The organism is Microbulbifer sp. ABM4_008 (genome assembly GCF_056311705.1).
Map to the genome: position 1 here is coordinate 3,032,232 of NZ_CM149970.1, position 13,381 is coordinate 3,045,612.

The following is a 13,381-nucleotide window of genomic DNA, read 5'->3' on the forward strand; positions in this document are numbered from 1 at the left end:
CCGATTAGTAGTAACCAGAGAGATCATCAGTGATAGGACCGAGAGCACGGTAAGCGTTTGAAACGTCTACGCCGTTTGAGCGCTCACCACAGGCCAAGCCACCACACTCGTACCAGTCAGGATCAGAGAACCAATCGTACTGGGTAACGTTTTCGCCGTATCTCCAAGGGTAAGCCATGATGGTAGAGAACTTGTTGTCTACACCGTGACCCATACCGTAAGAGTAAACGCCACCAGAGGTATCACCCTGCTTGGTTGAGTGAACCAGACCCATATTGTGGCCCAGCTCGTGAACGAAGGTGTTATAACCACAGTCAACGCCAGTTACGCTGTAAGCACGCTCTTTTGCGCTGGAGTACATGGTGCCATTGCTACCCTGTCCAACCCAGGCAATACCACAGGTAATGTAAGTATTGCCGTCGATTACGGTTTCTTCAGCTTTACCCAGGAAAACCACCATATCCGCCTTTTCAGAGGATCGCCAGTTATTCACAGTGTTGTGGAAGGTAATCAGGTCCAGGGTCTCTTCGTTTACACGAAAATCTGAACTGGAAGCTTGCCAGGTGTCTACCAGGTTCAACTGGATATCAACACCATTCCTTGAAAAGGAATTGTTGGCATAGCTGATATAGTTATCGATTTTGGCTGAGATATCACCGGTATACTCCGCAGCTGGTGCAGTGTACATAATAGCGATATCGACAGTATCGGCACTCGCAGCGCCAGAAACGGTCAGTGCTGCAATAGCAGCAGCCAGGCTTTTCTTCAGGTTCATTATAAGACTCCTTTTATTATAATAAGTAGTGCACACTCCTCCCCCAGCAATTAAATAAAATTGCTGCCCAAAGGAGTAACAATACGCTTTTAATACCCTGACTCGATCAAAAAGCTATCCCTAGCCTTTTAACCGCCTGAGGAGACGAGCCCCCGGTATCTGCAGGATTTTCTTGGGCCTTCCTTTGCCTGACTATTAACTCAAAGCATAATTACCTTGAATCAATTTCTTCTTATTTGAAGTCGTTTAGCGGAACATCGTCATCCGACCAGGTCTTTTCACGAGGTGCTTCCGAGGACATATCCTTATCGTGTTTCTCTACGTGGTTTTTAATTAATGCACCATTAGGCGCTATCCACGCATAACTACCCTGAGCTTCCATAGTATATGATCCGGAAGGTAAGTTTAGTTGTGCATAAACAGAATTTGCTCCGAGCGTAAAAGTTGCGCCATGCAGGCGAGTCATCCCCGGAAAATTTAATTGTAGGCTTTTGTTGCCGCTGGCATGCTCTTCGATACTGCCAACCTGAGCATCGTAATCACCTTCAATACCTGGCAAGTCAATGTCGACGTAATCACCAACAGTGAGATTCCGGAGCATATCAATATCCAGCTCGAGATAGGTTTCACCATTGAGATCTACGGGTAGGCGACCATTTTCATGAAGAGCTTCCCTGGCCAGCTCTGACTCAACCCAAAGTGCTTTTTCTTCATCACTTTCGAGGAGCTCCTCTTCACCCACCTGAACCTCCTCAGGTTTAAGCGGCTCTGCTTTTTGAGCAGATTTACTGATAGCTGGCTTGGGCTTTTCTAGCTCAGCGACTGGTTTTTGACCTTCAGATTGGCTTTTGGCCCAAACGAAATACCCTGCTGCCACTGCAATGGCGACGAGAGGAATTATTTTTCTCACAAGCTTTTCTCTCAAAATAATGCTACGTGCAACGGCAAAGCACGTCCTATCGACAGCTTAACCAGCCCTACCTCATGTTGGCATCTTTACGATTCTTAACATTCGATATTTAGTTGAGACGATCGATCCTAATTATCACGCAGCTTTTTTTTGGGAAATTTTTCACATAATTTTCATAAAAATTGAACAGAATCTAAATTATTTTTCAAAACTGTGGGGAACGTCGGAATTAAAGCAGACATATTTCACGAAAACCCTTTTTACACCAAATTAGTTCAAGCCAAATACCAGTGGCGAGATTCCCCCAAATACGATCAGGAGTCACCTACAAAAAACCAAAAAATAAGTTTCACAAGAAACAAATTTGGTAGATTTTTAAGCAGAATTAATAATTTCAGTGTACGAAAGGCAATAGAAGAAAAAAGTTGAAGCTCAAATTTCTATTCCATTTTGGAATGGAATTTTCTGTGAGAAAAAGTGAATATAAGGACAAACTGGAAAATCGTAACTAGGCAGGCAATTCAGACAATCTATTTATTCTTGGCTGGGTAGAGATAAAGCTGTGCGCAGTGACTTCAACGCACAGCAATTAATTGGCCAATGACGACACTGTTACTCAACTCGATAGCGCAACAACACCAAATTATCCAGGACTATGTTTTTTGACCAGATAAATTTAGCTCCACTGCCATAAAACTGTTCCCGAAAATTCATATACGCGTTTTTATTGTCCACACCTATCTGCTGCTCCGAGTACTCTGTCGCATAAGGCCAAGAAAGATAGCGATCGTCGACTTTCCAATTTTTCGGAATATCCCAGTGCAGAGAATAGACTTGTGCACCTGGTTTTGGGGGCCTCTCAGCACAGTCCGAGGAGGTTCGCTCTTCTCCCCGCTCTTTCAAGCACCCCAAATCATAAATAGGTGCTGTATAAAAAGTTTGTGCATGCCACTTTGAATTCGTCTTGGTACCATCTGAAAAGCTTGCAATAAAGCCACCGTCACCGGCATGGGTGCGGACACCTCTGTTACTCTCTGTGCCTTCCCCTAAGTTCTCCTCCCAGTCAACCGCTTTTACAGCGATATCGTAGGGTCTCTTCACCCTGAACTTAACCACACTGGAGTTAAACGGCGTAAATGGAACCGGATCAACAGCAACTAACTTGCCATTGATATATAGCTCAAAATAATTGTCGGCAAAGATATAACCGGTAACCACCTCACCTTCTTTGTCGATATCGACCACCGGTACCTTTGTAAGATCAATATCATCCAATGAGGATGGAGTGACCCCAGAGCACTGGTTATAGAGATCCCCAGCAAAGTACCGCTTGCTGTAATTCACTTCAGCCGGAACGGTAAAGGCTTTGCCCTCTACCTGCTTCACCCCCATTGGCGACAACCGGGAGCGACCAGAAGCACAGGAAAACAGGTTCTCCGTTTCTACTTTGGCAGAACCCTCAGCCACCGCCCCATTGCTCGAGTAAGGGTTTTCCAGAGACCAGGCATTTGCCGTAATCGATATAAGGCCCAGGAAGGCCGCCTGATACCGTTTTCCCATCGTTCCAACCTCCTTTCAAGAGACAGCTTTAGTCAGAAGCTCACCAAGCTGTAGCCCTATTAATCTTACAAGCTGCAAGCTTAATGATTTACAAAGTAATCAAAATGCACTTTTCACCTTCTATATAGAAAGCTAACACAGTAAGAGAGTAATAGTTGCCGGGGTCAACAATTCTTAACCCTGTAGCCGAGGCAGCTTTAAGATTATTTACACGAAAGGGGTAAAGCAGAGGGGGGTTAACGGCACCCGGCTTTAAGCAGATCGGGTGCCGTTAAAGAAGGGCATTAAGCGGGCTTGGTTCGCACCCACTTATGATCAAAGAAACCGCTGACAAAGCCAGCCAACACTATAGCCATCAACAGTAGCCATATCAGCTTTTCCGGCTTATCACTGGGAGTCGGCTCTGCAACCTGCTCCAGCTTCTGGCCACTGACCTGTTGCGCAGCATTGGCGCTGTTAACCTGAGGGTTATCCAATACCTGGGCATTGGCCAGGGCCGCAAGGCCGAACCCTAGTGCCTGCTGATTGACGAATTCCTTGAACTTGTCATTGTCGGTAGCCACATCAAACTGATTTGCCAGCTCGGTGTAGGTCTCTACCATTTTCTCCAGGGTTTCAGGCTTCGCATCCCAATATCCCTTGCGCACCGCTTCCAGCATTCGCTCCAACATCTGGGCCAGGGCCTCGGCATTGTGCTCTTCGAAGAATTCGCGCATGTCCATTTCATATTTGTCATCCACGTAGACTTCAAACATTTCCTGCCATTGGTCGTCGCGAATGGTTTCCGGGGTCATTACTTCCCAGCCCCACATATTGTTGACGCGATCCAGGATAGCGGTAGCGCCTGCGTAGCCGGAATCCTGCATCGCCTCAATCCAGCGGGGGTGGAAGTAACGGCTGCGCATTTCCTGGTTGACGAACTCCGCAAGGGTTTGCGCTTTTACGTTATCTTTGCGACGCAAATTGGAAACATACATTTCCGGCGTGGCGCCATCCAGATTGCGAACCGCCAGACCGATACCGCCAAAGTATTGGAAGGGATCGTCATTGGTCATCATGGCGTAGAGGTTGGTGGAGCGGGAAAAAATCACCCCATCAGTGCCAGACAGCACTTTGCCGTACAGCTCAACACTGCGCTGATCCTCGCTCCAGCGGGATTCATCTTTACCATAGGCAAAGCCCATACGGCGCATATAGAGGTTAGCGAGCTTGTCATCCCCCTCCCAACTGTCAGAGGCCAGACTGGCGGCGGCAAGGCCCGTTCCATAGTTGCCGCTTTCATTGGAGAAGATACGCACCGATGACAAATAGCGAGCATCCTCTTCACTGTTGCCGTCTTCCAGCAGCTGCTGTTGCAATGCCTGGCTGTGGCGGTAGACAAAGTTATTGTCTTCTTTCATCTGCGCCACTTTATCGATGGCTTCTGCCAACCACAGCATCACGTTAGGGAAGGCATCCCGATAAAGGCCTGTCGCAGAGATTACGACATCAATACGCGGGCGCTTTAATTCCGAATAGGGAATAACTTCTGTACCGGTAACATTGCCCTGCTGGTTCCACTTGGGTTTTAGGCCCAGGGCGTGCAGGATCTGGGCTTCCAGGGCTCCCTGGTGGCGCATGGTTTCAAGGGACCACAGGGAAAATGCCAACTTGTCCGGGAAGCGGCCATGCTTTGCATGGTAGTCAGCAATGGTCTGGTCCATCAGCTGTACACCAGCTTCATAGGCTTCCTTCGACGGCACCTTAGCCGGGTTAAAGCCAATCAGGTTACGGCCGGTGGGCACCGCCTGTGGGTTGCGAATCGGGTCACCCCCATGGCTTACAGGAATGTAGTTACCATCGAGTGCCGACATCAGGTTTTCCAGCTCGGCAATTTTGGCAAAGTTATCGGAGTATTCCCGGGCCTGGTCCAACTGGGCCTGCAAGGGCTCAGGAACCTGCTCCAGCTCACCGCCCTCTAGGAAGGTATCCAGCAACTGGAACCCCGCCTGCGCTTCCAAAGCCACAACATTGCGCTCGTCCCGGGTTTGCTCTTCCGGCAAACGCAACCCGTGCTCCACCTCATATTCATCCGCTGCGGTGATAAACCCTTCACCCAACATTTGCAGGATGGTGCTGGTGAGGTGTTCGGTTTTGGGCAGCTGACCAAAACGATGGATGCCCAGCGGCTGGCTCATCTCTGCCAATTGACCCAAATGATCCTGCAAGCGGCTCAGTTGGCCATCAAAATCCGCACTTAAGGCTTCAGCACTGATTTCCAGATCCTTGAGCATATTGAGCTCTTCGGCCAGACCGATAATACGCTCTTGGGTATTGGCCCGGGTCTGCCCCTCAGACAATACCAGGTAATTGCCAATTAACTCGGACAACTCAGCCACTTCCGCATATAGGCCCGCTTTCGCAAAGCCTGGGGTTAAGTGGCTGATCATGGTGGCACGGCCACGGCGCTTGGCCTGCATAGCCTCTCCCACATTATCGATAATGTAGGGGTAGAACACCGGGATATTTCCCAGGGCCAAACTAGGTGCATCGTAAACCGACAGGCCCCGCTCTTTGCCACTGAGCCACTCCTGGGAGCCATGGGTTCCCAGGTGAATATAGGCATCGGCACCAAAGGTTTCCCGCGCATAGAGGTAAACCGCCAGGTAGGCGTGATTCACCGGGGTTTTCATATCGTGGTATAGGGAAGAGTGATCCTTGGCATTGTCCGCGCGAACGCCTTGCGGCAACACAATCAAATTGCCGAGGGTCATCCGGGGAATAACAAATGCAGGCTCGCCGTTATGTTCGGCCAACATGGCATTGTCTTCTGGCTTGCCCCAACGCTCTACAATAGGATCCCGCACAGTTGCAGGCAGTTGGTCAAACCAGGCTTGATAGGTGGACAGCGGCATCCAATCAGCCAGCCCTTTATCGATCAAGGCTACGCTGTCTTCGCGACGATAATAAGGGCGCAACAACTGCCCGGCCCAATCGATAAGGGTTTTTGAATCCCTGATATGTACCTCATAGCCTCTTTCGCGCATTGCCTGGGCAATCGACTCAATTGAGCTGGGCACATCCAGGAAAGCCGCACCGATATTTTTTTCCCCGGGCGGGTAGTTCCAAATAAACGTTGCCACCTTTTTATTGGTGTTGCTTTGATAAACGAGGGAGGCGTGATTCCAGGCGCGCTCTATCAAGGCCTGCATCTGTACATCCATCACTACTTTATTGCCGTCTTTATTAGCAGCGATAATCACCGGATCGATGCTGCCAGTATCTTCAGGCATTACCAGGAAGAATGGAGTCAGGGATGGAGATACACCGCTATTATCAGCAAAATATTCTTCTTCACTACCCTCGGTGTAATTGAGCGCGTGAATAACCGGCACTCCCAACTTCTCAAATTCAGCGCGGCGCTTGCTGACATAGTGCAGGGAGCGGTAATTAATCATCAAGTCAACACGGGTATTGCCGCTTTCGGTTTGCAATAATTCTGGATAGGAAAGCGGCAAGTCTTCGCCTTCAAAGAAGAAGGCGAAAGCCTTGGCACCTTTAGCCTCAAGACCATTCAACAGGGTGTCGACAACCTGCTGCTGCTCGTAATCCACCACGGAGCGATGGATGGCCACGGCAATCACTGGTTGCTGCTCAGCGGGCTTTAACCAGTCAAAGAAAAATTCCTCTTTATCGGTGACAAGCTGCTCCAAGCGGGGATGATAAAAACCCACCTTGGGTACAATTATCGGTTCCGGTACTGAGCCACTGGAAAATTCAAATACCTCTGCCGACAAAAACTGCATCATATGACGGTAGTTTTTGCGGCCCGCATTATTAAAATAAGCGGCAATCGCCCGATGCTCGAATTCTGCCAACCCCTGGTTCATGGACTTATTATCTGCATCCCCCAGGGAAATCACCGGAACTTGCGGATGCTTGGCCAGCATTGGCTGGAACTTGCCAAACATAAAAGCAGAAAGCGCCGGGTTGATGCCATCCAGCATTATCAGTTCAGCGGAAGACCAGGCCAGGTCAATTTCCTCATCGCTCTTACCTTTGCTGTTAAAGATCTCCAGCTCAAAGGGTTGGTCTGCAGAGAGATCAGTCAGCAATGTACCTTTTGCCTTGGCCGTGTGGCTCGACATCATCAAGAGTACTTTGGGTTTATCACTGGCCTGGGCAAAGGTTGCAAAAGCCAAGCTCATCAATAGGCACACAAACTGTGCCCACAGTTTATTACGCACCACTAATTCCCCCCCGAAGCTTTTTCACCGGCGGGAGCTTCTTTACCTTCCCCTTCCGGTACATAAACCAGGCTGCCATCGGCCATCTGGTAAGCCACTCCCGCACGGGTGCCCTCCCCTGAGCCAATTTCCCCGGTGGATTTGTATTGTTTGATTTCCTTACCGTCCTTGACGATCACTTCCATATTGGGTTCGCCGGCATTTTTAATCACCGTGACCTTTTCATTGGAAAAAACGTTCAAGGGATTTTGCGCAATGGCAATCAGCAGCGCGGCGATAATGACCAGAAACACATCGATCAGGTTCACCGCACTCAGAATAGGATTCAGTTCTTCATCTTCGTCGAGGAAGCGCATCAGTCGGCCTCCTTCAGCTTGCGGATATTGATCAGCTCAGAGGCAAACCAGCGTTTTTTCACTGAGGCGGGCCAGAAGGTAATTGTGGAGATTACCAAGCCCCAGATCACAGCGGCGAAAGCAATAATCAGGTTTTCACTAATTCCCTGGATATTGCCATCGGCCAGCGCGCGAAGTGCCGGCCCCATAGGAATCATGGTGGCAATCAAACCCAACATGGGCGCGATTCGGGTAGCCATGCGAAGAAGTTCCAGTTTTCTCAACGCAAAAACTTCCAATTCGTCGTCACATGCCAAAGGGTTATTCACGTAAAAGTTGTGCACCTGGTAGCCCGGCAGGCGCTCAACCCGACCTTGCTTCAATGCCAACCGATAGGCTCCGGCATTTTTACGGCGAAGCATCCACAGTGAAATAAAGCGCCCGGCGGCATAAAGCGAGTAGATAAAAAGTACCAGGATCGCCAGTAATACTGGGGCCATAAACAGGTCGGCCACATCCGCCATTAAGGTCTCAATTGATTGAATATTCACTGCAAGCCTCCCAAGCCCCACTATTGATGCCGTTCACAAATTTGAGCGGAAAGTACCCAAAGAAACTTTTAAGGTCAAATTTAATCTAATTGATATTGATTCGCATTTACCTTTACATTTTGATAAGTATCCATATAATCTCGCTCCGAACTGGTCGACAAGACCAAGCGAAAGGGCAACCAGAGACCCTTAACGAGCAGACCGAATCAACGACATCAAGGAATTCACCATGAAACGTCGCCCACTAGCAGCAGCCATTTTGGGCTTAGCCTCCGCCTCAAACCTGTGCGCAGAGACCCCGACCTCTCCGTCCAGCAATGAACTCGAGCTGATCGTCGTCAGCGGGCGCGCAGAAAAACCCCTGAAAGACGTTGCGGGCAGCGTTTCCGTGGTGACCAATGAAGAAATTGAGCAGCTTCAGCTCAATGACATGAACCAGCTGTTCCAATACGAGCCCGGTGTTGAAGTAACCGGTGAGGCTGGCGGCGCGCAGAATATTCTGGTGCGCGGCATGGGCGGTGACCGTGTACTGATTATCAAAGACGGTATGCGGGTGAACGAGGGTTATGGCGCCAATGGCCAAAACGACATTATTGGTCGCGGCTTTATTGAAGTGGACACCCTAAAGCAGGTTGAAGTTGCCAAAGGCGCAGCCTCCTCCCTGTACGGTTCAGACGCCCTTGCCGGTATCGTAGTGTTCACCACCAAAGATGCTTCCGACTACCTGGAAGATGGCGAGCAGTTTGGCGGATCTATCAAGACCGGCTACAACGGCATCACCAGCCAGCACAATGTTTCCCCTACCCTTGCCCTGCGCACCGGCAATTTTGAGCAACTGCTGCACACCACCTTCCGCGATGGTGAAGAACAACAGAACTACGACGAAACCCAGGACCCCTTCGAGATTGAATCGAAGAGCATCCTGTACAAAGGTAAGTACAACCTGGGTGGCGAAGACTTTATCAGTTTCAGCATCGACCACTGGAACCAGGAAACTGTCGGTGACAGTGCCGATGGCCTGCTGTATTACTTCCGCGGACTGGCCGACTACGGCTACAACATCGTCGCTGAACAATCTGTTTCCGACAAAGAGACCACTGCATACCAGCTCCGCTACCACAGCGAGACTCCAACTGCGATTTACGATCAGGTAAATATCAGCTTGTACAACAACAAGTCTGAACAGGAAGACGAGCAGTACGGGCAACTGGACATCAACGCCCCCATGTTCGGTGTGATTGAAATCCGCGACATGTGGGAAACCGGCCTCTACCGCCAGGACACTATCGGCCTGCTGTCCAACGCCAGCAAAACCCTGAATGAGACCCACACCCTGGGTTACGGTCTGGACCTGGAGCAAACGGAGAGCGAGCGTACCGTTCACCAATACCGTGAAGTTGCGGGTAGCTCCACCCTGGACTCCACCACCGAGAAATTCCCAGAAAACGAAGTGGCGCGCGCCGGCCTGTTTATCAATGACGAAATGTCATTCGCCAATGGCCAGCTGACCGTTACCCCGGGCCTGCGCTACGACTGGTACGAAATGGACCCCAACGGTGCATTGAAGTCTGATGACACTCCATTTGCCACCATTGAAGAAAGCAATGTTTCCTTCAACCTGGGCACGCTGTACCGAATCAATCCGAAACTGTCCGCCTTTGCCCAATACGGACAGGGCTTTAAAGTGCCGGCCTACGATTTAGCCTATATCGAGCATTACCTGCAACCTACCTCCGAATACATCTACGAGGTTCTGCCCGCCGACGATTTGTCACCAGAAACCAGTGACACCTTCGAGCTCGGCCTGCGCGGGCACCTGGGCCCTGTAGCTTTCAGTACTGCAGCGTTTTATACCGAATACGATGATTTCCTGGAAACCACTTTAATTCACCAAGAATCTGTAAATGGTGATGACGGCAGTTTCTCCCATGTATTTGAACAGTACCAGTACCAGAACATCGAATCTGTCACCATCAAAGGTATAGAGGCGAGCGCCAGCTGGTACCTGTCTCCAACAATCGAGTTGTTTGCAAATGCCAGCTACCAGCGCGGCGAAAACGACACCACCGGTGAATACCTAACCAGCATCAGCCCACTTTCTGGCGTGGTCGGTGCAAGCTACAGCGGAGCCAAACTCTCCAGCCAGATACTGGTGCGCTGGGCAGACCGTATGGAAAAAGTGAACGACGGCGCTACTGAAACTGCCGGTTATGGCACTGTAGACTGGACCCTGGGTTATCAGGTAATGGACTCCATGTCTGTGAACTTGGCGGTTAACAACCTGATGGATAAATACTACGTTCCCTACCTGAATGTTGCAGGCTGGGATGAAGGTAGCGATCTTTCTGTCAATGCGGCGCCGGGACGTACTTTCTCTGCGTCAATCAGATACGATTTTTAATTAACGAGTTTTACACTCTCCTATCTCGCAAATAAGTCCCTTGATGGCCGTACTCCCATGCGGCCTTTTTTTATTTTGCGGCGTCAAAAAATACAATTAATCCGTGTAAATCTTCTCCATCATTTCTTTCACTTCCGCCTGGTATAGCCGCAACGCTTTTAACAGCTCAAGTCTGAACAGCGGCATATAAAGCAAGTACACTAGCTGATAAATTGGGTTCGCAGAGTGCATTTTGAAATAACACTGTCTCTCCCAGTGACTTGCCCCACCCTTCATTTCGGTAATGGTGTAACTGAAATGGCCGGTGATGTGTTTAGTAATTGGTAAAAATAATAGAACCAGCGCACCACCGTAAATCGTCTTCCCCTCCCAGGAAATTTTGTTGGGCCGCTCATAATTTATTAATTGATGCTTCATTACGTGGTAGCCAGTAATCCCCCAATATTTTTCGATCGCCACGCTACCTACAGTAGACTTATCGCCCCCCAGATTGTATTCCGCAAATAAAGTGTTCGGATATTTGCTTTCCCAATTTCGCAGGTCTACCACATAATCAAACAAGGCTTCGGGTGGAGCTTGTATAATGGCCGCATTTTTGTAGAAGTAGGACTTGTCTTTAAAATACAGCACCAGGCAAATCAACACATACAGAATAATTACCGCATATATGATGTCTAGTATCATCAACTGCCTCCACCACTAAAAAACTTAATACCGGCACTGATATAAATGAACTAGAAAGTCACAAGTCTAATTATAGAAGAATAAAAAAATGCCAGAGCTTTACGGCCTGAATTCAAAATAAATAAAGATAACAATCAATTTGAGAGGGGCGATTAAATCCTCGCAGAAGTGGATATAAATTTCATGGCCAAACGGTCTGCAAATACCGCCACCCGGCGCGGCTGGGCCCGGCTTGGAGGGAACAACATTTGAAGCGGTACCGGCGGTGGAGTGTACTCTTCTAGCAGGCGAACCAGCCTGCCCGCCTGGATATCCGACCCTACATCCAATTCCGATTTTAAAATAATGCCACTTCCCTTCAGGCACCACTGGCGAGCCAGTTCCCCGTCATTGGTCACCCGGTCGCCGCGTACCACCACAGTTTGCTCACTCCCCGATCCATCGCGGCTGTCGAGAAAGCGCCAGTGGCTATCCAGGTTTTCACCGAAACGCATTACCAGACAGTTGTGACCCTTCAGGTCCTCGGGCCTTTGTGGAGTGCCACGCTCTTGTAAATAGCTGGGAGAAGCGCAGAGGATGCGCTGCTTTTGGCTCAGGGTCCTGACCCGAAGTGAACTGTCGGTGATTGCACCGAAACGCAAGGCAATATCAATACCCTGACCGACAATGTCCACATAACCATCCGACAACAGCAATTCAATAGAAATAGCCGGGTGATCCAGTAAGAAGCGGTCAATTTCCGGGGCCACAATCGCCCGCCCCAAGTCACAGGGGGCACTTACGCGAATGCCACCTGACAGGGTCTGCGCTCCTGATCGAATACGGCTTTCAAGGTCATCCACTTCACCCAGAATCTGTTTAGCACCCTCAATCAGGGTGCGCCCTTCCTCTGTCAGGCTAATTGCCCGGGTTGTTCGATTCAGTAACACCACACCGAAGTGCGACTCCAATGCCGCAAGGCGCTCGGAAACCCTGCTGGAAGATAGGCCCGAGTCCCGCGCTGCAGCGACCAGACTACCTTTATCAACAATTTGCAGGAACAACTTGAGATTATCTATCAGCATTGATCGGAAATATCGAATATTGATTTCTATTAATAGCAGTTTATCCGGTAAATCAAAGCAACCACAATACCCCTATCGCAGTAAATACTGCACAGTCACAAACTTACACTAGGGAGTTTCGGTATGGATAACAGTATTCGCATCGGACACATTGCGCTCTCTTTCCACGAGGCCAGCGCTCGGGAAGTCGCCAAGGTTCTCGAGGCTCACGGCCACCAAACCAGCTTCAAGTCCGCCCCCCATGAGGCGGCCTTCGAGTTGCTAAAAAACGGGGAAATCGACCTTCTAACTTCGGCCTGGCTGCCTTCCAGCCACGAGGTCTATCTGAACCCCATACTGGACCAGGTCGAAAAAGTGACCGTGCTGTATGAGCCCCACTGTATCTGGGGTGTGCCGGATTATGTGCCCGAAAAAGCAATTGCCAGCGTTGATGACCTACTCAGCGAACCAGCCCTCACCCGTATGGATCGCCTGATCCAGGGAATCAACCCCGGTGCGGGTATTAGCCGCTTTTCCGCTGAAATGATCCAGGCCTATGGCCTCGATAAGGCAGGTTACGAATTCCGACCGGGAATAGAAGCGGACTGCTTCAACCGTTTTGAAGACGCCGTAGCGCAGGAGCGCTGGGTAGTGATCCCCTTGTGGCACCCACAATTTCTTCACAACCGCTACACCATCCGCGCACTAAAAGAGCCCAAAGGCCTTCTCGGCACTCAAGATAAAGCAACGCTCATCGTCCGCAAAGATGCCAAACAGAAAATTGGCAGCGCCGCCCTGGCTGCGCTGTCCCAGCTTTATATCGGCAACAAAAAGCTCAGCGCCTTGGAAGATGCGCTGCGCAAACAAGCCAAAAACTAAAACACCGTAAAATTTAA

At 49.8% G+C, this 13,381-nt stretch carries 10 protein-coding genes; 2 read left to right on the plus strand and 8 right to left on the minus strand.

Annotation, left to right across the window (positions count from 1 at the left end; genetic code table 11):
- Nucleotides 1-4: 4 nt before the first annotated feature.
- The 6 genes from ACYX4J_RS12950 to ACYX4J_RS12975 form a co-directional block, all read right to left on the minus strand.
- Complete coding sequence (locus tag ACYX4J_RS12950) at nt 5-775, minus strand: zinc-dependent metalloprotease family protein (RefSeq protein ID WP_444905681.1); 771 nt, start codon at nt 773-775, stop codon at nt 5-7.
- A gap of 232 nt (nt 776-1,007) precedes the next feature.
- Complete coding sequence (locus tag ACYX4J_RS12955; protein WP_444905682.1) at nt 1,008-1,685, minus strand: hypothetical protein; 678 nt, start codon at nt 1,683-1,685, stop codon at nt 1,008-1,010.
- A gap of 612 nt (nt 1,686-2,297) precedes the next feature.
- A complete protein-coding gene (locus ACYX4J_RS12960; RefSeq protein ID WP_444905683.1) occupies nt 2,298-3,245 on the minus strand; it encodes a hypothetical protein in 948 nt (315 codons plus the stop codon).
- A 284-nt stretch (nt 3,246-3,529) separates the two neighbouring features.
- Nucleotides 3,530-7,471 carry a cobaltochelatase subunit CobN gene (cobN, locus tag ACYX4J_RS12965; RefSeq protein WP_476176777.1) on the minus strand — a complete coding sequence of 1,314 codons (3,942 nt, stop codon included), beginning with the start codon at nt 7,469-7,471 and terminating at the stop codon, nt 3,530-3,532.
- Between the two features lie 2 nt (nt 7,472-7,473).
- On the minus strand, nt 7,474-7,827 hold the full coding sequence (locus ACYX4J_RS12970; RefSeq protein ID WP_444905685.1) for a DUF2149 domain-containing protein: 354 nt from the start codon (nt 7,825-7,827) through the stop codon (nt 7,474-7,476).
- Nucleotides 7,827-8,357: a MotA/TolQ/ExbB proton channel family protein gene (locus ACYX4J_RS12975; protein ID WP_413665263.1), complete on the minus strand. Its 531-nt coding sequence runs from the start codon at nt 8,355-8,357 to the stop codon at nt 7,827-7,829. The genes ACYX4J_RS12970 and ACYX4J_RS12975 overlap by 1 nt, the downstream gene beginning before the upstream one ends.
- Nucleotides 8,358-8,586: 229 nt before the next feature.
- Between ACYX4J_RS12975 and ACYX4J_RS12980 the strand changes: the two genes are divergently transcribed.
- Nucleotides 8,587-10,758 (plus strand): TonB-dependent hemoglobin/transferrin/lactoferrin family receptor, encoded by a 2,172-nt coding sequence (locus ACYX4J_RS12980; RefSeq protein WP_444905686.1) that lies wholly within the window; start codon nt 8,587-8,589, stop codon nt 10,756-10,758.
- Nucleotides 10,759-10,854: 96 nt separating this feature from the next.
- Here ACYX4J_RS12980 and ACYX4J_RS12985 read toward each other — a convergent pair whose 3' ends face one another.
- Together ACYX4J_RS12985 and ACYX4J_RS12990 are read right to left on the minus strand one after the other, a co-directional pair.
- Nucleotides 10,855-11,442 (minus strand): SRPBCC family protein, encoded by a 588-nt coding sequence (locus tag ACYX4J_RS12985; protein WP_444896778.1) that lies wholly within the window; start codon nt 11,440-11,442, stop codon nt 10,855-10,857.
- 152 nt (nt 11,443-11,594) lie between these two features.
- Nucleotides 11,595-12,506 (minus strand): LysR family transcriptional regulator, encoded by a 912-nt coding sequence (locus ACYX4J_RS12990; protein ID WP_413665260.1) that lies wholly within the window; start codon nt 12,504-12,506, stop codon nt 11,595-11,597.
- A gap of 123 nt (nt 12,507-12,629) precedes the next feature.
- Here ACYX4J_RS12990 and ACYX4J_RS12995 point away from each other — a divergent pair, with 123 nt between their 5' ends.
- Nucleotides 12,630-13,364 carry a glycine betaine ABC transporter substrate-binding protein gene (locus ACYX4J_RS12995; protein WP_476176778.1) on the plus strand — a complete coding sequence of 245 codons (735 nt, stop codon included), beginning with the start codon at nt 12,630-12,632 and terminating at the stop codon, nt 13,362-13,364.
- Nucleotides 13,365-13,381: the final 17 nt, after the last annotated feature.